Source organism: Variovorax sp. PBL-H6, assembly GCF_901827155.1.
Taxonomy (GTDB): Bacteria; Pseudomonadota; Gammaproteobacteria; order Burkholderiales; family Burkholderiaceae_C; genus Variovorax.
The window spans coordinates 4,986,295-5,005,262 of record NZ_LR594659.1 but is presented as its reverse complement, the minus strand read 5'-3'; the positions used below and the strand labels follow the sequence as shown (position 1 = coordinate 5,005,262).

Here is an 18,968-nt window from a genome sequence, read left to right as displayed (position 1 = left end):
GGAACCGGAATGGCGGCTGCGGAAGTCAGTTCGTGGCCGCGGGCAGTGTCGGCGCCGCAATGGCAGGCGCGGCGCGCCGTGCGCGATGCCAGCGATGGGTCTTGACGCCCGCGAAGACGAAGAAGCCCAGCGTCGAGATCAACGCAACCGCGTGAAAGAGGTCGTTGTAGGCCAGCACGGTGGCCTGTTGCGTGATCTGCTGGCTCAGCAGCACCACGGCCTGCGCGCCGCGCGCGCTTGCGTCGTTGAGGTTCGACGCATAGGCGCCGCCGAGCTGCGCGAGCCGCTGCGCGACCAGCGGATCGGAGCCCTGCATGCGCTCGACCAGCTGCGCGTAGTAGAGCCGTTGATGATCGACCAGCAAGGTCGAGAGCCACGCCTGCCCGATCAGGCCGGCGAGCGCCTGTCCGCCGCTGAAGACGGCGAGGAAGCTGATCAGGTTCTTCATGCCGCCGGCGATCACGTGCATGAAGCCCTGCAGCAGCGCGGAGCTCAGGAACATCGCGCTCGCTGCGGCCAGCAGGGTCTGCGAAACGTAGAAGTCGTGCGGTCGGGTGAGGGTGGTCGAGTCGCTGTCCATCAGCGCGCCGATGATGATCAGCACCAGCGCGATGTCGCCCAGGATGCCGAAGCGCTTGGAAGGCACCACCAGCAAGGTCAGGCCGAAGCCGGCGATCGTGCCGGCCGTGATCCACATGAAGAGCGGATGCATCTGGTCATTGGTGAAGCCGAGCGTATTCATCATGCCGACCGCGCCGACGGTCTGCTCCGACAGCACGATTCGGAAGAGCACGACCGCACCGAGGAAGCGGAGCATGAACGGCGTCACGAGCCAGCGCAGGTCGATCAGCGGCTTCTCCCGCTGCAGCTCGATGATCGCGTAGACCCCGAAGCAGGCCACCGAAGCGGCGAGGCAGATGCCCAACCAGGGCGCATCGGTCCACCAGGCGAGGCGCCCTTGCGCCAGCACCACGCAGAGCAGCGCGTTGGCAGCCGCGTAGAGCATGAAGACGATGCCGTCGCCCTTCGCGAACATCTGTTGCGTCGGCATCGGCCTGAGCCGGACGACGTTGATGGCGGCGAAGCACAGGATGGCGAGGCCGGCATCGATCATGTGCAGCCCGTGCCATTGGCCGATCTGCAGCAGGTCTTCGGAAATGATGCGCGAGAGTGGTGCCCCCAGCTGCAGGCCCGCGAAGCCGAGCACGATCCCGTAGGTCGCCTTCTCGGCCGGGAAGGCCTGCACCATGTAGAGGAAGGCGAGGCTGCTGAGCGGTGCCGCGGCCACGCCCATCGCGGCGCGCACGAGGATGGCCGAGCCGAGGTGCTGCGCGAACAGGTGCGCCAGCGCCAGGAGCAGGTAGATCGGGATCACGAAGTCGGCAAAGCGGCGCAGCCCGTACTGGTAGCGGATCTTGGTCAGCACGATCGAAGCCGTGATGTTGGTCGCGAAGTAGACGGTCGTGAGCCAGCTCACTTCGGATGCCGTCGCGCCGAGCGAGCCCTGGATGCCCGTCAGGTTGGCGTTGACCAGGTTGACGCCGAGGCCCTGCGTCAGTCCGACCAGCAGCGAAACGGCGCCGAAGGCGATCCCGGTCTTCAGGTCGTGCGGCGCTGCCGGCGGTTCGGCCGGCGTCGGCGCGACATTCGCGGCCGCGTCCTCGGCGTCGGCCTCTGCCTCGGCCTGTGCGTCCGCCTTGCTTGTGCCTGCCTCGGATCGATAGCGGAATCAGTCATCCGTTGCTCGCTTTCGCCGAGTCCCTGCCGCCACGCGCGAGCGGCATCACCAGCCCGTCAATGAAGCGCGCGATCGACTGGCGCGTGACCTTCTGGTGCCGCGTGTTGTACTGGTAGAGCACCATCGCGGGCAGCAGGTCGAGCAGCAGGTCCATGTCGGCGGGCGGGTGGATTTCACCGCGTGCCACGGCGCGCTCGATCAGCGCGTGCGCCTTGGCGCGGCGCGCCGTGAGGCGCTCGGGGGCGACCTTCTCGACCCAGGCCAGGTGCTGTCGCACATTGCCGAGCATCTCCTGGATGGCGGCTTGCATGACGTGGTTGCCGATGCCGTAGTAGTGGGCATAAAGGCCCACCAGATCGTCGCGCAGCGAGCCGGTGTCGACGTCGACGTCGATGGGCGAACACAAGGTCAGCGCATCGGCGAGCAGTTCGTCTTTCGATTTCCAGCGCCGGTAGAGCGAGGCCTTGCCTGCGCCCGCGCGCTGGGCCACCGCGTCCATGGTGACGGCGGCAAGGCCGCCTTCACCAAGCAGTTCCATCGCCGCGCGCAACACATTGGCATCGAGCGCCGCGTCGCGCGGCCGGCCGATGGCGGAGGGCGGGAGCGGTGAGGAAGCCATCTGAACGCCTGAGTTTCGAAACGATAGTGTATCGTAAAGGCGCCTTGAGCCGCAGTGCGTTTTCTTCGGCCTCGTGCCCGCCGCGGCTCGAGGCGCGTGCGCGCAAATACACCATGCTAAAGAGGCGTTTGCTCAGCCGTTTGTAGGTGGGCCGCCCGTGAAAGCCAGTGCGCTCCGACGTACAGCAACACGGTTGCACCCGCGACGCCGCTGCGCCTACACCGGCCGCCGCCCGACTGCGCCACCTCGCCTCCTGAGCGAGGACTGCCTCCACGGCGCAGCAAGCGAACTTGCTCACGACCCGAGGACAAGCCCATGCCCAAGTTCCTGTTCCGGTGGCTCGCGATCGCCCTTCTTGCGGGCGCGGCGCACGCGCAGGTCGCGCCCTATCCCCCCGCCTTCAACACGCAGGACTCGCCGTGAACGATGAGGTCCTTCCAGCAATCTCGTAGTGCATCGTCACGGCAGAATCATCCAGCGCACCCAGTCCCCGTGATGCGGTGGCGAGGAAGGCAAGGTAAGCAGCATGCGCAAGCGCCGCGGGATAGCGCGACTCGCGCGTTGCGTCGAGGACCAGCGACATGTCCTTCACGAAGATGTCCATCGCCGACGTGACGTTGTCGAACTGGCCGGCGATCATCCTCGGTCCTCGATCCGCCAGCATCCACGAGCCTGCCGCACCGCTGCACAAGATCTCCAGGGTCTGTTCGAGCGGCAGGCCCTGGCGCTTGGCGAGCGCCAGCGCTTCTCCTGCCGCCGCCAGGTGCACGCCGCACAGCAGTTGGTTCAACACCTTCATCTGCGCGCCGCTGCCTGCCACGCCAAGGTAATGGACGCGTGCGCCGAACGTCTCGAGCACCGGGCGTGCCAGCTCGAAAGCCTCGGGGGCACCCGATCCCATGATGGTCAAGGTTCCACGCTCGGCTCCCACGGCGCCGCCAGTGACGGGCGCGTCGACAAGCCAGATCGCGTGCTGCTCGAGCCGCCTCTCGAGCGCCCGAACATACGCGGGATCCATGGTGCTGCAAGCAATGAACACGGTGCCGGCAGGGAGCTTTCCGACGAGCGCATCGTCGCCGAAAAGCACGGCCTCGGTCTGCTGCGAGTTGACGACGAAGCACACGACGATGCCAACCTGCGCCGCCATGTCCGCAAGCGAGCTTGCCGGCGTTCCGCCTTGCGCTCGCAACCAGTCGAGCGCCTCGGAACGAAGATCGCAGCCCACCACGTCGAAGCCCTTGGCCAGCAGGTTGCGGGCGGCGCCCCGGCCCATCGCACCAAGCCCGATGAAGCCCACCTTTGGTTTGGTGTTCATCTCGACACCCGGCTCAAACCCAGCCCTTGATCTGCTCGCCCATCGCCTTCGTGGAAATGCCATAGCGGTCGTGCAGCGTCGGCAGTGCCCCCGCGTCCAGGAATGCATCCGGCAAGCCGATCTGGCGGAACGTCGCCGTGGCGCCCGAGCGCATCAGCAGGCACGCCACCGCCTCGCCCAGCCCGCCGATCACCGAATGGTTCTCAGCCACCACGACGAGCCTCCCCATGCGCCGGACCTCCGCAAGGATCGTCGCGTCGTCGAGCGGCTTGATCGTCGGCACGTGCAGCACTGCGACATCGATGCCATCAGCCTGCAATTGCTGGGCGACCTCCAGCGAGCGCATCGTCATGAAGCCGCTCGAGATCACCAGCACGCCCTTGCCGTCGCGGATCAGCTTGGCCTTGCCGAGTTCGAACTTGTAGTCGTACTCGTCCAGCACCAGCGGCACGTTGCCGCGCGGCAGTCGCATATAGACGGGGCCCTGGTGATCCGCCATTTGAGGCACCGCCTGCTCGATGTCGAGCGCGTCGCAAGGATCGATGATCGTCAGTCCGGGAATGCCGCGCATCAACGCCAGGTCCTCGGTCGCCTGGTGGCTCGGGCCATAGCCAGTGGTGAGCCCGGGCAGGGCGCAGCACATCTTGACGTTGAGGCATTCTTCTGCAATCACCTGATGCACGAAGTCGAAGGCCCGGCGGGTACCGAAGACGGCGTACGTCGTCGCGAAGGGAATGAACCCTTCCTTGGCCATGCCGCCCGCGGCGGCCATCAGCAACTGCTCGGCCATGCCCATCTGGAAGAACCGGTCCGGGTACTCGTTCGCGAACAGGTGCAGATCGGTGTACTTGGCCAGGTCGGCCGTCATCCCGACGACTTCCGGGCGATTGCGGCCCAACTCGACCATGGCTTTGCCGAACGGCGCCGCCTTGACCCGCTGGCCCTCGCCGGCGATGGAAGCAATCATTGCCGAGGTCTTGAGACGCGGCTTCTTCTCGATAGTGGCACTCATCATCAGGCTCCTTCGGTTTGTGTGCTGTCGGTGTGGGCGATGGCCTGCTGCCATTCCGGTGGGTCGACACGGATGAAATGGTTCTTGTCGCGGCTCTCGAGGAAGGGCACACCCTTGCCCATCAAGGTGTCGAACAGGATGACGCGCGGCTTTTCCTCCTGAAGCGCACGGGCTGCATCGAACGCAGCGACGACGGCTTGCAGGTCATTGCCATCGACGCGCTGCACGTGCCAGCCGAACGCGGCCCATTTGTCGGCGAGCGGCTCGAAGCCCATGATCTTTCCGGACGGGCCGTCGGCCTGCTGGTTGTTGATGTCGACCAGGCAGATCAGGTTGGACAGTCGATGGTGGGCGGCGCCCATCGCCGCCTCCCAGGTCGAGCCTTCGTCCAGTTCACCGTCTGACATCGAGTTGTAGACGAAGGCCGGGTTCTTCTTCAAACGCAGCCCGAGTGCCATGCCCACGGCAATCGGAAGACCTTGCCCGAGCGAGCCACCCGACATCTCCATGCCCGGCGTATAGGTGACCATCCCCGACATCGGCAGGCGGCTGTCGTCGCTGCCGTAGGTTTCAAGCTCTTCCTCGGGGATGATCCCCGCCTCGATCAGCGCGGCATAGGCGGCGATTGCGTAGTGGCCGTGCGACAGCAGGAACCGGTCGCGGCCCTCCCACTCCGGGTTCTCGGGCTTGTAGGTCATGGCGTGCTTGTAGGCCACGGCCAGCACGTCGGCCCAGCCAAGCGCCTGGCCGATGTAGCCCTGTCCTTGAACTTCGCCCATCTGCAGTGCATAGCGGCGAATGCGGTAGGCGCTTTGTTGAAGCGTCGAGAGGTCAGACATGGAAGTTTCCTTGAGTGAGTGAGTTGGGGAGTGAAAGCGCGAGTGATCGTGATGCGGGATGCCATGTCAGAGGAACCCGGTCGAGATCCAGGGAATCGCGGCGACGATCACCGTTCCGATGAACAGGGCAACCATGTAGCCCACGATCGGTTTCATGCCTTCATTCGGATGGATTCGACTGATTGCGCAGGCGGCGTAGTAGCCGACGCCGAACGGCGGGGCGAACAGGCCGATGCCCATCGCGAGGGTCACGACCATCGCGTAGTGCACTTCATGGATGCCCACCTGGCGCGCAATGGGAAACAGCAGCGGTCCGAGCAGCACGATGGCAGGGATGCCTTCGAGTACCGAGCCGAGGATGATGAAGGCCACCACCGACACGGCCATGAAGGTGATCGCGCCACCGGGCAGTGCCTTCATCGCGTCGGCCAATGCGGTCGAGAAGCCGGACTGCGTCAGTGCCCAGGCCATGCCAGTGGCGGCACCGATGATGAACAGGATGGACCCTGAGAGCGATGCCGTGCTGACCAGCATCGGATAGATGCGCTTCCAGTCGAACTGGCGATAGACAAGCAGCCCGGTGAGCACGGCGTAGACGATGCCAATGGTGGACACCTCGGTCGCCGTGGCAACGCCTTCGACCACCGCAGCGCGGATGACGACCGGCAGCGCCAGAGCGGGAATTGCAATCATGAGCGACTTGGCGATCTCGCGACCCGAGGCCTTTCTGACGCCCTTGAGGTCCTCGCCCCGATAGCGCCACCAGACGAGTGCGGCAAGAGTCGAGCCCACCACCACGCCTGGCAACAAGCCGCCGGTGAACAGGGCTGCAATCGACACGCCCGTCGCGGAGCCGATCGTGATCAACACCAGTGAGGGCGGGATCGTCTCGGTCTGCGCGCCAGTCGCGGAGAGCAAGGCCACGAGATCACCGGGTTTCGCGCCGCGCTTGCGCATCTCCGGGAACAGGGCCGGGGCCACGGCCGCCATGTCGGCCGCCTTGGACCCGGAGATGCCCGAGACGAGGTACATCGCGCCAATCAGCACGTACGAGAGTCCACCGCGGACGTGCCCCAGCAGATTCGCCAGGAAGTTGACCATGGCACGCGCGATGCCGGTCATCTCGATGAGAAGACCCAGCAGCACGAAGAGCGGCACGGCGAGCAGGATCAGATGACTCATGCCTTCGTCCATCCGGCCGACGACGACCACCGTTGGCGTCGAGGTCGACAGCGCGATGTAGCCGAAGGTCGCCAGTCCGAATGCGAACGCGATCGGCAAGCCGAGCAGCACCAGGGCACCCACGCCGAGCACGAAGAACAGCAGCAGATTCCAGTTGCCGAGCCCCTTCAGAAGCGGTCCCAACAAAGTCATCGCTGCGATGACGATGGCGACGAGGCCCAGCGCCAGCAATGCGTCCTTCAGTCGGCCGACACGGAAGATCTGGATGATGCCGACGAGCAACATCAGTCCGAGTCCGATCGGCAGCGCCGCGGCCCGCCAGGAGTTCGGGATGCCCATTGCGGGCGTGGTGACAAAGGCCTCGTCGGCCGCAAATTCATAGGCGGGGTGGACGACGAATGCGAGGAAGGCGATGGCCGAAGCAATCGCGATCAGGTCAAGGAAGGCCCGCTTTCGTGGGTCGAGCTTGCCGACGATCGCAGTCATGCGCATGTGCTCGCCGCGCTGGAGCGCAACGATCGAGCCCAGCATTGCCAACCACAGGAACAGGATCGACGCCAGCTCATCGGACCATACGAGCGGTTCATGGAGGAGGTATCGACTCGTCACGCCCATCAGCAGGACGACGACCTCCGCCAGCACCAGCAGCGCGGCTGGGACTTCAACCAGCGCGCCCAGCGCCTTGCTCAAGGTTTCAAGCCAGGCGATCGGCTCACGCCGACCTGCGTCAACCGCGAGTCCAGGATCATCATGAGGAATGTTCATAGCTTTCTTTCAGGCGAAAGGGGGCCGCCTGCGCGGCAACGCGCGGCATACCGGGCAACTATTGAATTGAGATGAGTCGCTGCGCCCCGGTGAACACCGGAGCGGCAGCTGCAGTCAACCGAGCTTGCCGGAGACTTTTTCCAGGAGGTCCCAGGGCGCTGCGCCGTACTTCGACTTCCATTCGCCGTAGAAGCCGGTGCTCGCCAGCTTCTTGCGGAAGTCGTCTTGCTGCACATCGACGAAGCTGATTCCCTTGGCCATCAGATCTGTCTTCAGGCTGGTGTTGAGCTTGGCAACATCGGACCGCTGGTCGGTGGCGGACTTGTCGATCTCCCGCTTGATGACCTGCTGCACGTCGGCGGGCAGCTTGTCGAAGGCTCGCTTGTTTCCAAGCACCCAGTAGCCATCCCAGACGTGACCTGTCATGCTGCAGCTCTTCTGGACTTCGTACAGCCGCGCCGTTGCGATGATGGCGAGCGGGTTCTCCTGGCCCTCGACCACCTTCGTCTGCAATGCGGTGTAGACCTCGTTGAAGTTGATCGGCGACGGTGCAGCCTCCAACGCCTTGAACAAGGAAGTCAGCGGTGGCGCTGCAGGGACGCGAACCTTGAACCCCTTCAGGTCCGCCGCGGTTTTGATCTCCTTCCCGGAAGAGGTGACGTGACGGAAGCCGTTGTCCCAGATCTTCGACAAGGTGAAGATGGGCGTCTTCGCGATCTCGGCACGGATGTAGTTGCCCAAGTCCCCGTCCATTGCCTTCCAGACATCGTCGTAGTTCTTGAAAGCGAAGCCAACGCTCGTGATGCCCGAGACAGGCACGAAGGTCGACAGGATCAGCGATGACAAGTTGAAGAACTCGACCGAGCCATTGCGCACCTGCGCCAGCAGATCGGTGTCGCTGCCCAACTGATTGGCGGGAAACAGCTTGATGTTGACCCTACCCGACGTGGCTTCGCGGATGCGGTCGAGCGCTTCCTTGGCGCGCAGGTTGACCGGATGCGTCGGATCCTGTCCGGTGGCGTACTTGAGCTCGAACTCGGCTGCATCTGCCGGGCGCGAGATGATCGAGAACAGCGGCAGTGCTGCACTCGCAGCGAGCAGTTGCCGGCGGTTGAGTTTGGTGGGGGTGAGCTTTTGCTCGTTCATGTTTGTCTCCTGGTTGTCGAGTGAAATGAATCGCTGGCTCAATGGATCAACATGCCGCCGTTGACGTCGAGCGTGATGCCCGTGCAGTACAGCGAGAGGTCGCTTGCAAGAAAGACGCAGGCGCCCGCAATGTCTTCGGCGCGGCCCAGGCGGGCGAGCGGAATCGTCTCGGCGATTTCTGCCTTCTTCTCTTCGGTGAGCTTGCCTTTGATGATGTCAGTGCCGATGAGGCCGGGCGTGATGCTGTTGATGCGGATGCCTTCGGCGCCGAACTCGCGCGCCATGGCGCGCGCCAGGCCAAGCACACCGGCTTTCGCTGCCGAGTAGTGCGGGCCACCCAGGATGCCGCCACCGCGCTGGGCGGAAACCGACGAAATGCAGACGATCGATCCGCTGCCTTGTTCCTGCATTGCGGGCAGTACGGCCTGCGACATGTACAAGGTGCCTCGAAGGCTGACGTCGAGCACGCGGTCGTAGTCCGCACCGCTGATCGCGAGCGTCTTGATCGGCTGCGTAATGCCCGCGTTGTTGACCAGCGCATCGATGCGACCGAATGCTTTCAGCACCGCCGCTGCGGCTGCATCACATGAGGCCTTGTCGGTGACGTCGGCAGCGATTCCAAGATGGTCGGGGCCAAGCCGCGCGGCGGCCGCTGCGGGCTCTGCGCGCTCCAGGTCGAGCACGGCGACCCGTGCACCGTGGTCTGCCATGAGGCGCGCCGTGGCGAACCCGAGACCGTTGAGGCCGGCACCGCCGGTGATCACGATTACCTTGTCCTTGAGTAGCATCGATTTGTCTCCAGAGTGATGTGAATCCGATGCAGTCCCAGCAAGCGCCTTGGTGCTGGTGACCGCTTGCAGCACGAAGAGGTCTTGCTGCAATGGGCCCAATGGTCGCGAGATGCGTTCATGACGACAAGCGATGTGTTTTCACCCTAAGATGACACTTCATCATCAAACGACCGGGTTGACCCTATGTCCACGCTGCCCGCAGTGACGAACTTGCAAGCCTTCGAAGCAGTGGCGCGTCGACGAAGCTTTGCCCTTGCAGCGTCCGAACTTCATCTCACCGCCTCGGCGATCAGCCATCAGGTGTCACGCCTTGAAGCGCATCTCGGCGTGAGGTTGTTCGAGCGCAGCGCGCACGGTGTGCGGCTCAGCGCCGCGGGCGACCTGTACTTGTCGAAGGTCGGCGGCGCGTTGCTGGCCATAGCATCGGCGAGCGATGACTTGCGTCAGGGCGTGAGCAACAGCCTGTACGTGCACTCGGCGCCGAGCATTGCGAGCCTTTGGTTGATGTCTCGGCTGCGCGGCTTCTCGCAGGCCTACCCGGACATCTCGCTCAACCTGTCAGCGGCGCACACGCCCAGCGACTTCGCGCTCGGCCAGTCCGACATCGACATCCGCTACGGGATACCGAACTGGCCTGACTTGGTGGTCGAGCCGCTCTTCGAGGAGCGCATCGTGCCGCTCGCCAGTCCTGCGTTCATCCGGCAGCATGGCTTGAAGCGCGTCGGGCAGCTCTCCGCCGTGAAGTTGATTCAGAGCAATGTCAGCGTGGTCCAGTGGTCGGACTGGTTCGAACAGTACAGTGACAAGCGGGCACCGGACTGGTTCGCCATACGGTTCGACCGGGCACAGATGTCGCTGGACGCTGCCACCCAGGGGCTCGGAGTTGCGCTCGAGAGCTCGACGATTGCTGCAAGACACATCGCCGAGCGCAAACTGAAGCCCGTTTTCGGCCTTGACCAAGCCGTCAAGGTCAAGGCGCACTTTGCCGTGTATCCACCGCGGCATGCGAAGCGACCATCAGTAAAGGCCTTTCTGGAGTGGATCCACGCAGAAGCGTCACGAGGTTGAACACGCTCAGGGTGCGAATCCGAAGGCCACCGTGAAGCTGGTGCGGGAATTCCTGAACGGCGTGAACTGAGCGGCCTAGAACGCGCTTTTCGTACACCCGCCGTCGACACGGAGCGCTGCCCCCGTCGTCCCGGATGAAAGCGGGCTGGCAATGTAGGCAACCATGGAGGCAATCTCCGCTGGCGTTTCGAACCTCTTGATGAGGGATGTCGGCCGCACCTTCTCGAAGAACTCCCTCTCGTAGGCATCGAATGACTTGCCATCGGCCTTGGCGAGCGCCTCGACGAATTCGCCCACGCCTCGCGACTTGGTCGGACCCGGCAGGATACTGTTGACGGTAATTCCAGTGCCGGCGACGGCCTCGGCCAACCCGCGGGAGACGGCCAGCTGCGCGGTCTTCGTCATGCCGTAGTGAATCATCTCCGAAGGAATCTGGACGGCGCTCTCGCTGGAGATGAAGATGATGCGTCCCCAGTTGGCACGCCTCATCGCGGGCAACACCAAGCGCGCCAGGCGAACGCCGCTCAGGACATTCACATCGAAAAAGCGCGTCCAGTCCTCGTCCGGAATCTCTTCGAACGGCTTGGGTTCGAAGATGCCGAGGTTGTTGACGAGAATCTCGATGTCCGGGTACTTCGCCATCAAGGCATGCGCGGCAGAGGCCATGCTGAGGTCTCCGGCGAAGCCCATGACCTCGCCGCCCTCCGCCGCCTCGATCTGAGCGACAGCGGCGTCCACCGATTTCTGCGAGCGCCCGTTGACGATAACGCGTGCACCCTCCGCTGCCAGGGCATGCGCGATGGCGAAACCGATGCCCGCCGTGCTTCCGCTGACCAGCGCCAGCTTGCCTGTGAGTTGGAGATTCATTGCGCGTGTCCTTCAAGGAAAAAGCGACGGGGTCGTCATCGGCTGGCCAGCCCGCCCAGTCAACTAGGCTCTCGAGACGATAACCCCTTCCAGCGGCTCGAGGATGAGTGCACCCGCGACGATGCCGCTGCGATGGGCGTGCGTCGACGCCAGCACCACCCCACCCGCAGGCACAAGGTCGATGGAGATCGGCTTCTCGGAGGTGCCGAAGTTCAGCAGCACGACCAGGCGCCGCGTGCCGGCGCTCCTGGCATAGGCCATCACATCGGCCCCCGCGTCGAGCGGCTCGTGGCTGCCCTCGTGCAGCGCGGGCTCGCGCCGCCTGAGCGCGATCAAACGGCGGTAGAGCGCCAGCATCGAAGCAGGATCGCCGGCCTGCGATTCGACGTTGCGATGCTCCCAGTCCCCGCCCAGCCGCAGCCAGGGCGTGCCGGTCGTGAAGCCTGCGTTCGGGGCGGTGCCGCTCCACTGCATCGGCGTGCGCTGCGGATCGCGGCCCAGGCCCTTGCCAGGGTCGTTCTTCTCGAAAGGGTCCTGCACTTCCTCCGGCGGAATGGGCACGTCCGTCAGTCCGATCTCGTCGCCGTAGTAGAGCGTCGGCGTGCCGCGCAAGCTCAGCAGCAGCATCGCGGCGAGCCTGGCCCTTTCCTGTCCGACGCGGCTGGCGATGCGCGGCTTGTCGTGGTTGCCGAGCACCCAGTTGGGCGCTGCGCCCTGAGGCAGCGCCGCCTCGTAGTTGCGCACGATGTGGTCGATCTCGGCAGCCTGCCACTTGGCGGCCAGGAGCTGGAAGTTGAAGGGGAGCTGCACGCCTTGCAGAAGGCCATCCTCCGTGCGCCCGTAGTAGGCCATCAGCCGGGCGAGCGGCAGGTAGAGCTCGCCGATCAGCACCCGCGTCGACTGCGGGTCGCTGAACTCGTCGACCACGCGCCGCATCTCGATGATGATGTCCTGCATCTCGGGGCGGTCCGTCGTGTACACCGGCAAGAGCCGATGGGCCGGATCGCCGCCAGCCACGAAATCAGGGTTCGGCGGGTTGTCGCGGAACTGATCGTCCTTGACGAGGTGGTACAGCACGTCGATGCGAAAGCCGTCGACGCCGCGGCGCAGCCAGAAGCGCAGCACGTCGTACATCGCCTCGCGCACTTCCGGGTTGCGCCAGTTCAGGTCGGGCTGCTCCTTCAGGAACGAGTGGCAGTAGTACTGCCCCGTGTGCGCGTCGAAGGTCCACGCCGGTCCGCCGAAATTGCTGAGCCAGTTGTTCGGCGGCCCGCCGTCGGGGGCGGGGTCCCGCCACAGGTACCAGTCGCGCTTCGGGTTGCTGCGCGAGGCGCGGCTTTCCATGAACCAGGGATGCTGGTCGGAGGTGTGGTTGGGCACGAAGTCAAGAACGAGCTTCAGGCCGCGCGCCCGGGCTTCGGCTGCGAGCGCGTCGAAGTCGGCCAAGGTGCCAAAGCGAAGATCGATGTCGCAATAGTCGGAAATGTCGTACCCGAAATCGGCCATCGGGGAGGGATAGATGGGCGAAATCCAGACCGCATCGACGCCGAGTTCGATCAAGTGATCGAGCCGGTTCCGAATGCCGCGCAGGTCGCCAATGCCATCCCCATCGCTGTCCTGGAAAGACCGGGGATAGATCTGATAGACGATTCCGTTCTTCCACCAGGCGTCGGCTGACATAGCGCTCCTTTCTTGTTTCGGGTCTGCCAATATCCGGGAGCCAACGCCGAATGATCAACGACCTCTGGTACAAAAATACAGTCGTGTACTGCTTGTCCGTGGGGACTTTCATGGACTCCGATGGCGATGGCTGCGGCGACTTCGAAGGCCTGACACGGCGCCTCGAGTACCTGCACGGTCTCGGCGTCACCACCCTGTGGCTGATGCCCTTCCAGACCTCCCCGGGCCGTGACGATGGGTACGACGTCGCGGACTACTACAACGTCGATCCCCGCTTCGGCACGCTGGGCGACTTCGTCGAATTCACCCATGCTGCTGCGCAGCGCGGCATGCGCGTGCTGATCGACCTGGTGGTCAATCACACCTCCGACCAGCACCCCTGGTTCCAGGCGGCGCGCAAGAGCCGGAGGTCAAAGTACCACGACTGGTACGTCTGGTCAGACAGGAAACCCGAACGCGCTGCCGACGGCGTGGTCTTTCATGGCGTGCAGAAGTCGACGTGGACTTTCGACAAGGTGGCCAGGCGCTGGTACTTCCACCGCTTCTACGACTTCCAGCCCGACCTCAACACCAGCCATCCGCAGGTGCAAGCGGAGATCCTGAAGATCATGGGCTTCTGGACGCAGCTCGGCGTCTCGGGTTTTCGCATGGATGCCGTGCCGTTCGTGATCGGCGAGAAGGGCGCGCACGTCGCCAAGCCGAAGGAGCGCTTCGACATGCTGCGCAAGTTTCGCGAACTGCTGCAATGGCGCCAGGGCGACGCGATCATCCTCGCCGAAGCGAACGTGCTGCCGAAGACCAACATGGCGTACTTCGGGGACGAGGGCGAGCGGCTGCAGATGATGTTCAACTTCCCGGTCAACCAGAACCTGTTCTATGCGCTGGCGACCGGCGACACCCGCCCGCTCGCCAAGGCGCTCGAGGCCACCCGGCCGCGGCCTGCAACCTGCCAATGGGGCATTTTCCTGCGTAACCACGACGAGCTCGATCTCGGGCGCCTGCTGCCTGCGCGGCGGCAGCGCGTCTTCGACGCCTTCGGCCCCGAGAAGGACATGCAGCTCTACCAACGCGGCATACGCCGGCGTCTCGCGCCCATGCTCGGGAGCAACCGGCGCCGCCTCGAACTCGCCTACAGCCTGATGCTGACATTGCCCGGCACGCCGGTGATCCGCTACGGCGACGAGATCGGCATGGGCGACGACTTGAGCCTGCCGGAACGCAACTGCGCGCGAACGCCGATGCAGTGGTCTACCGAGCCCAACGGCGGATTCACCAGCGCCAGCAAGCCGGCAGTGCCGGTGATCACGGGCGGGGCCTACGGTTTCGAGCACGTGAATGTCGCGGCGCAGCGGCGCGACCCCGATTCGCTGCTCAACTGGATGGAGCGCGCCTTTCGCATGCGCAAGGAAGTGCCAGAGATCGGATGGGGCGACTTCGTGGTGCTGCCCCACCGCGAGCGTGCCGTGCTGGTGATGCGCTACGAGTGGCGCGGCAACACGGTCGTGTTCGTGCACAACTTCAGGGCCGATCCGCTCGAGATCAAGCTCGACGCGAAGACGCTCGGCGCGGACGGCGAGGTGCTGGTCAACATGCTATCGGAGGAGCACAGCAACGCCGACGCGAAAGGCCGCCACTGCATGCTGCTCGAGCCCTATGGCTACCGCTGGTTCCGCGTCGGCAGGCTCGACTACCTGCTCAAGCGGGAGGAGATGTGAGCTCAGGCGCGGATGGCGTCGAGAGCTTGCCAGTCGAAGTCGATGCCGTGGCCCGGCCGGTCGGGCGCGATCGCCATGCCTTCGTCGATCTTCAAGGGCTCGGCAACGTACTTGTCCACGCCGAAGCCGTGGGCCTCCAGGAAGATGCGATTGGGGCAGGTGGCCAGCAGATGAACGGTGACGTCGTGCGCGCCATGCGAGGTCACCGGCATGTTGAAGGCTTCGGCCAGCCGCGCGATCTTCATGAAGGGTGTGACGCCGCCGCAGTTGGTGACGTCGGGCTCGGGGTGCGTCACGGCACCGGCTGCGATGTATTGCTTGAACTCCCAGAGGCTGCGCAGGTTCTCGCCGGCCGCGACCGGCAGGCCGCCCTCCCGGATGATGCGCACGTGCCCCGCTGGGTCATCGGGAATCGTCGGCTCCTCGAGCCAGACGAGATCGAGGGGCTGCAAGGCGCGCGCCGCGCGGATCGCCTCGTCGACGCCCCACTTCATGTTGGCATCCACCATCAAGGGAAAGCCGTCGCCCAGGTGTTCGCGCATGGCGCGGACGCGCTCGACGTCTTCGGCCAGGCGCGCACGGCCCACCTTCATCTTGATGGCCCGGAAGCCCTTCGCCAGATTGGCATCGGTCTGGCGCAGCAGGTCGTCTAGCGACAGTTGCAGGTCGATGCCGCCTGCATAGCAGGGCACGCGCGGATCGTGTCCGCCGAGCAGGTTCCAGAGCGGCAGGCCGACCCGCCTGGCCTTGAGGTCCCACAGCGCCATGTCGAAGGCCGAGAGCGCCAGCACCGTCGGGCCGCCGCGGCCGCCGTAGTGCAACGCCCACCAGGCTTTCTGCCAGAGCCGCTCGATGTGGTCGGCTTCTTCGCCGGCCATGATGTCGGGAAACTCGTGCCGGAGGATCGCTTCGATCGCGCCGCCATTGCGCCCGACGGTAAAGGTGTAGCCCACGCCTTCGGCGCCATCCGCGTCGCGCACGCGCACGGTGTTCAGCTCGAAGGCGCGGATTTCTCCGTGTGTGGAGTCGGTCAGCACCACCGGCTGCGGAACGCGGTAGAAGCCGCTTTCGATGGAGGCAATGCGGGCCATGATTGATCCGATGTGAGTCAGGAAAGGAAGGATAGCGCGGCAGGCCAGTCACCGGGCCCGGTAAACTCCGCCCGCCCGGGCATCGGCCGGGGTCGCCGCAGGCAACGCGGCGTGTCTCTAAATCCAAGGAATCTGAATGAATCGCATCGAACTGGTCGAGAAGATCGCCACCGGCCACAACCTGAGCAAGGCCGAAGCCGCGCGCGTCCTCGAAACAGTCACCAGCTCCATCGTCAACGCCGTGAAGAAGGACGACTCTGTCCAGATCGTCGGCTTTGGCACTTTCAAGCAGGTTGCCCGCGCAGCGCGCTCCGGCTTCAACCCCCAGGCAGGCACGAAGATCAAGATCGCGGCGACCAAGGTGCCGAAGTTCGTCGCCGGCGCCGCCTTCAAGGCCGCCATCGACCCGAAGGCCGCCAAGCGCAAGGCCGAGAAGGCTGCGGCGAAGCCCGTCGCGAAGCCCGCGGTGAAGAAGGCTGCACCGAAGAAGGCGGTCGCCAAGAAGAAGTAAGCCTCAAGGCCATCGACCCGATCCACCAGAAGATGGCGGCGATGCTGCAGGTGGATCGGCAGAACCCACGGCAGGCGCGAAATGAAAGGCTCAGGCTTCGGCGTCCGGGTGGGCCATCCACCATTGCGCCGGACGGGTGCCCTCGCGATGCAAGCGATGCAGCGGCTCCTCGCATCGTTTCCAGAACAAGGCAAGGATTTCATCCACGACGCCGGCGAGGCTGATCGCGCCTTCGGCGGCTTCCCTGGGTTGCACGGTTGCCAGCAGGACTTCCTTCAGCCGCTCCTGGCGTGCGGCCGTTGGAGGATGGCTGTGGCTGCGCCAGGTCTCTGCCTTGCCGGTGCCGAGCAGGCTGACAGTGTGCTCGACGATCTCGATGCAGCCGAAGAACAGATGAGCGCCCCAGTAGCTGAGTGCGACGTCCATGCCGCGGTCGCGGGTCATGGCGCGGATCATCAGATGCATGCCCACGAGATCCGCTTCGAATTCCTGCTGCCAGTTTGTCTGCACGGTCTCTGCATCGATGCTCTCGGCGATCGCATTTCGCGCCAGATTTCCGTCCAGGTGGCCGAGGGCGACGTGCCCGATTTCGTGGCCAAGAATGAACAACTCCATGGACTCGCGCAGTATCGATGAGAGGCCGTGGGTGTTCGGCGGCGAAGCATAGGGACGGGCGTGATGCGGGTGACCCTGAACGACGTAGCTGCACAGAGCGTCGAAGAACCGCAATATGGGCGTTTCGTCCTCCAGGAGCTTGCTGCGCAGGTCGGCCAGGTCTGTCGAGAAGGACAGCCGCTCGCCGTCGCCCTCCCGTTGAGGCATCGAGGAGGCCACGGCCTTGCACATCAGGTTTGCGAAGCCGAACAAGCCCTCTTCGAGCAGAATGATGCGAGTCTTGGTGCTGTGCAGGCCGATCGCTACGCCGTTCACCCGCCCCGTGGCAAGCGTGCCGAGCAGCGGTTTCGGTGCGATTCGGAGGTTCATCTCGGCTGCCGAGCGGGAAAGTGCCTCGAACTGGCTCAGCATCAAGCCATACCATTCCGGATTTTCGTAAGGGGTCGGGCACCTCTTGACCGCGATCTCGCGCTCGTCCCTCTGCTTGGCGAGCATCTGATGAAACCCGGCTTCGTCACCATCGGCATGGATCGACAAATACACCTGGCGCAAGTGCTCGACCACCGCTGGAACATCCAGGGGGTTTTCAGACCTGCTCTTGATGCCGTAGTGCCGGTGGGTGGCTTCCTGCAGGAAGGCAAGATGCGATGCGGCGCTTTCCCAGCCGGGATCGACCGCGTCGCTCATTTCAGTTCACCCTGCGCTTGAGGGTCACTTCGATGCCGGTCTTTCCGGACAGCGACGCTTTTGCCAACGAGACGATGGACACCTCGCCCCCGGCGTCGAAGGCGATGCAGAACTTGACGTCGGCCAGGGCATAGTCCCGACTGGTCAGGTCGAGACCGTCGAGTGCGTCAGCGACCGACGATAGCACCGCTTTCAACGACTGCTGGAAGGCCGAAGCGCTGAGTTCCAGGACCTTCTGCGGCACGGTGCCGATGCCTGGCGGCAGTCCGAAAGCTCCTTTGGCGCTCGCCACGTCGTCGCCATCGACGAGCAGCCGGATCGAACCCGTTACATCTTGAGTGGCCTTCATCCCGTCCTCCTGGCGTCGCAATGGCGACGACGGGACTTTAATGCTGCAAGGTCATTTCAGCAATTGCTCAGCGCATGGAGTTCGCCGTGGCTAAGGCGTCCACGCACTCAGAGCAGCATCGAGATCTCCTGCGCCGCGCCCATCAGCGCCGGCAACATCGTCTCCTGCATCACCTTCGCACTCGTGCGGTTCGCCTGCCCGCTGATGTTGAGCGCGGCCACCATGCGTCCCCCGCGGTCGACGATGGGCGCGGCAATCGAGATCAGGCCTTCCTCCAATTCCTGGTTCACCAGGCACCAGCGCTGGCGCCGGGCCTGCTGCACTTTCGCGATCAGCGTGTCGATGTCGGTCAGGGTGTGGCGCGTGAGCGGGGCGATGCTCGAAGCCTGGAGACGCGTGCGCAGCGCCTCGTCGTCCAGGTCGGCCAGCAGCAGCCGGCCCATGGAGGTGCACCACGCCGGCAGGCGCGACCCGATGCCCAGGCTGATGCGCATGATCTTGTGCGTGGGCACGCGCAGCACGTAGACGATGTCCGTGTCGTCGAGCACGGCCGCCGAGCACGACTCCTGCACCTGCTGCACCAGCGCTTCCATCACGGGCTCGGCGCGGTTCCAGATCGGCATGGAAGACAGGTAGGCGAAGCCCAGGTCGAGGATGCGCGGCGTCAGCGCGAACAGCTTGCCGTCGGATTGCACGTAGCCCAGGGTCTGCAGCGTGAGCAGGATGCGCCGGGCGCCGGCACGGGTGAGGCCGGTGGCGGCCGCGACCTCGCTGAGCGTCTGGCGCGGCGCACGCTCGCTGAAGGAGCGGATGACCTGCAGCCCGCGCGCAAAGGACTGCACGTAGCTGTCGCCGGGCGTGGGTGCGTTGGCCTTCTTCAGGGTTGCCATGTGGGTTGCCGTGGTTGCCATGCGGAGCGATCTTCTCTAGAATTCATTATACGAACACATGTTCGATATGCGAACAACTGGGAACATT

17 protein-coding genes are annotated in these 18,968 nt (G+C 64.6%); 3 read left to right on the top strand and 14 right to left on the bottom strand.

Annotation, left to right across the window (positions count from 1 at the left end; all coding sequences use genetic code 11):
• Window positions 1-25: 25 nt before the first annotated feature.
• The 8 genes from G3W89_RS33005 to G3W89_RS23705 all read right to left on the bottom strand — a co-directional run bounded on the left by G3W89_RS33005 (window position 26) and on the right by G3W89_RS23705 (window position 9,404).
• A complete protein-coding gene (locus G3W89_RS33005) occupies window positions 26-1,477 on the bottom strand; it encodes a transporter (protein WP_174258280.1) in 1,452 nt (483 codons plus the stop codon).
• A gap of 256 nt (window positions 1,478-1,733) precedes the next feature.
• A complete protein-coding gene (locus G3W89_RS23735) occupies window positions 1,734-2,357 on the bottom strand; it encodes a TetR/AcrR family transcriptional regulator (protein WP_162576463.1) in 624 nt (207 codons plus the stop codon).
• Window positions 2,358-2,757: 400 nt separating this feature from the next.
• The gene (locus tag G3W89_RS23730; protein ID WP_232076706.1) at window positions 2,758-3,672 is read right to left on the bottom strand and encodes an NAD(P)-dependent oxidoreductase; all 915 of its coding nucleotides are present in this window, start codon (window positions 3,670-3,672) and stop codon (window positions 2,758-2,760) included.
• 13 nt (window positions 3,673-3,685) lie between these two features.
• Window positions 3,686-4,684, bottom strand: a complete 999-nt coding sequence (locus G3W89_RS23725; protein ID WP_162577621.1) for a transketolase family protein — start codon at window positions 4,682-4,684, stop codon at window positions 3,686-3,688.
• Between the two features lie 2 nt (window positions 4,685-4,686).
• A complete protein-coding gene (locus G3W89_RS23720; protein WP_162576461.1) occupies window positions 4,687-5,523 on the bottom strand; it encodes a transketolase in 837 nt (278 codons plus the stop codon).
• Window positions 5,524-5,589: 66 nt separating this feature from the next.
• Entirely contained in the window at window positions 5,590-7,470 is a 1,881-nt protein-coding gene (locus G3W89_RS23715; RefSeq protein ID WP_162576460.1) for a TRAP transporter large permease, read from the bottom strand.
• Window positions 7,471-7,584: 114 nt separating this feature from the next.
• The gene (locus G3W89_RS23710; protein ID WP_162576459.1) at window positions 7,585-8,616 is read right to left on the bottom strand and encodes a TRAP transporter substrate-binding protein; all 1,032 of its coding nucleotides are present in this window, start codon (window positions 8,614-8,616) and stop codon (window positions 7,585-7,587) included.
• Window positions 8,617-8,654: 38 nt separating this feature from the next.
• Complete coding sequence (locus G3W89_RS23705) at window positions 8,655-9,404, bottom strand: SDR family NAD(P)-dependent oxidoreductase (protein ID WP_162576458.1); 750 nt, start codon at window positions 9,402-9,404, stop codon at window positions 8,655-8,657.
• Between the two features lie 186 nt (window positions 9,405-9,590).
• Between G3W89_RS23705 and G3W89_RS23700 the strand changes: the two genes are divergently transcribed.
• Window positions 9,591-10,475, top strand: a complete 885-nt coding sequence (locus G3W89_RS23700) for a LysR substrate-binding domain-containing protein (RefSeq protein ID WP_162576457.1) — start codon at window positions 9,591-9,593, stop codon at window positions 10,473-10,475.
• 75 nt (window positions 10,476-10,550) lie between these two features.
• Here G3W89_RS23700 and G3W89_RS23695 read toward each other — a convergent pair whose 3' ends face one another.
• Together G3W89_RS23695 and G3W89_RS23690 are read right to left on the bottom strand one after the other, a co-directional pair.
• Complete coding sequence (locus G3W89_RS23695) at window positions 10,551-11,342, bottom strand: SDR family NAD(P)-dependent oxidoreductase (protein WP_162576456.1); 792 nt, start codon at window positions 11,340-11,342, stop codon at window positions 10,551-10,553.
• A 63-nt stretch (window positions 11,343-11,405) separates the two neighbouring features.
• Window positions 11,406-13,022: an alpha-amylase family glycosyl hydrolase gene (locus tag G3W89_RS23690; RefSeq protein WP_162576455.1), complete on the bottom strand. Its 1,617-nt coding sequence runs from the start codon at window positions 13,020-13,022 to the stop codon at window positions 11,406-11,408.
• 50 nt (window positions 13,023-13,072) lie between these two features.
• Between G3W89_RS23690 and G3W89_RS23685 the strand changes: the two genes are divergently transcribed.
• The gene (locus tag G3W89_RS23685; RefSeq protein WP_162576454.1) at window positions 13,073-14,737 is read left to right on the top strand and encodes an alpha-amylase family protein; all 1,665 of its coding nucleotides are present in this window, start codon (window positions 13,073-13,075) and stop codon (window positions 14,735-14,737) included.
• 2 nt (window positions 14,738-14,739) lie between these two features.
• On the opposite strand, the gene G3W89_RS23680 is transcribed toward G3W89_RS23685, so the two are convergent.
• Complete coding sequence (locus G3W89_RS23680; RefSeq protein ID WP_162576453.1) at window positions 14,740-15,828, bottom strand: mandelate racemase/muconate lactonizing enzyme family protein; 1,089 nt, start codon at window positions 15,826-15,828, stop codon at window positions 14,740-14,742.
• 136 nt (window positions 15,829-15,964) lie between these two features.
• Here G3W89_RS23680 and G3W89_RS23675 point away from each other — a divergent pair, with 136 nt between their 5' ends.
• The gene (locus G3W89_RS23675; protein WP_162576452.1) at window positions 15,965-16,339 is read left to right on the top strand and encodes an HU family DNA-binding protein; all 375 of its coding nucleotides are present in this window, start codon (window positions 15,965-15,967) and stop codon (window positions 16,337-16,339) included.
• Between the two features lie 90 nt (window positions 16,340-16,429).
• Here G3W89_RS23675 and G3W89_RS23670 read toward each other — a convergent pair whose 3' ends face one another.
• The 3 genes from G3W89_RS23670 to G3W89_RS23660 form a co-directional block, all read right to left on the bottom strand.
• Window positions 16,430-17,641: a hypothetical protein gene (locus tag G3W89_RS23670; protein ID WP_162576451.1), complete on the bottom strand. Its 1,212-nt coding sequence runs from the start codon at window positions 17,639-17,641 to the stop codon at window positions 16,430-16,432.
• Between the two features lies 1 nt (window position 17,642).
• Window positions 17,643-17,990, bottom strand: a complete 348-nt coding sequence (locus G3W89_RS23665; RefSeq protein WP_162576450.1) for a Pepco domain-containing protein — start codon at window positions 17,988-17,990, stop codon at window positions 17,643-17,645.
• A gap of 107 nt (window positions 17,991-18,097) precedes the next feature.
• Window positions 18,098-18,901 (bottom strand): IclR family transcriptional regulator domain-containing protein, encoded by an 804-nt coding sequence (locus tag G3W89_RS23660; protein WP_232076703.1) that lies wholly within the window; start codon window positions 18,899-18,901, stop codon window positions 18,098-18,100.
• Between the last annotated feature and the right edge of the window lie 67 nt (window positions 18,902-18,968).

Bases quoted from the DNA above. Each gene is read 5' to 3' on its own strand.
- G3W89_RS23690 (WP_162576455.1), bottom strand. From the start codon at position 13,022: ATGTCAGCCGACGCCTGGTGGAAGAACGGAATCGTCTATCAGATCTAT.
- G3W89_RS23660 (WP_232076703.1), bottom strand. From the start codon at position 18,901: ATGGCAACCACGGCAACCCACATGGCAACCCTGAAGAAGGCCAACGCA.
- G3W89_RS23695 (WP_162576456.1), bottom strand. From the start codon at position 11,342: ATGAATCTCCAACTCACAGGCAAGCTGGCGCTGGTCAGCGGAAGCACG.
- G3W89_RS23700 (WP_162576457.1), top strand. From the start codon at position 9,591: ATGTCCACGCTGCCCGCAGTGACGAACTTGCAAGCCTTCGAAGCAGTG.
- G3W89_RS23705 (WP_162576458.1), bottom strand. From the start codon at position 9,404: ATGCTACTCAAGGACAAGGTAATCGTGATCACCGGCGGTGCCGGCCTC.
- G3W89_RS23725 (WP_162577621.1), bottom strand. From the start codon at position 4,684: ATGAGTGCCACTATCGAGAAGAAGCCGCGTCTCAAGACCTCGGCAATG.
- G3W89_RS23730 (WP_232076706.1), bottom strand. From the start codon at position 3,672: ATGAACACCAAACCAAAGGTGGGCTTCATCGGGCTTGGTGCGATGGGC.
- G3W89_RS23685 (WP_162576454.1), top strand. From the start codon at position 13,073: ATGATCAACGACCTCTGGTACAAAAATACAGTCGTGTACTGCTTGTCC.
- G3W89_RS23675 (WP_162576452.1), top strand. From the start codon at position 15,965: ATGAATCGCATCGAACTGGTCGAGAAGATCGCCACCGGCCACAACCTG.
- G3W89_RS23720 (WP_162576461.1), bottom strand. From the start codon at position 5,523: ATGTCTGACCTCTCGACGCTTCAACAAAGCGCCTACCGCATTCGCCGC.
- G3W89_RS23680 (WP_162576453.1), bottom strand. From the start codon at position 15,828: ATGGCCCGCATTGCCTCCATCGAAAGCGGCTTCTACCGCGTTCCGCAG.
- G3W89_RS23735 (WP_162576463.1), bottom strand. From the start codon at position 2,357: ATGGCTTCCTCACCGCTCCCGCCCTCCGCCATCGGCCGGCCGCGCGAC.
- G3W89_RS23670 (WP_162576451.1), bottom strand. From the start codon at position 17,641: ATGAGCGACGCGGTCGATCCCGGCTGGGAAAGCGCCGCATCGCATCTT.
- G3W89_RS23710 (WP_162576459.1), bottom strand. From the start codon at position 8,616: ATGAACGAGCAAAAGCTCACCCCCACCAAACTCAACCGCCGGCAACTG.
- G3W89_RS23715 (WP_162576460.1), bottom strand. From the start codon at position 7,470: ATGAACATTCCTCATGATGATCCTGGACTCGCGGTTGACGCAGGTCGG.
- G3W89_RS23665 (WP_162576450.1), bottom strand. From the start codon at position 17,990: ATGAAGGCCACTCAAGATGTAACGGGTTCGATCCGGCTGCTCGTCGAT.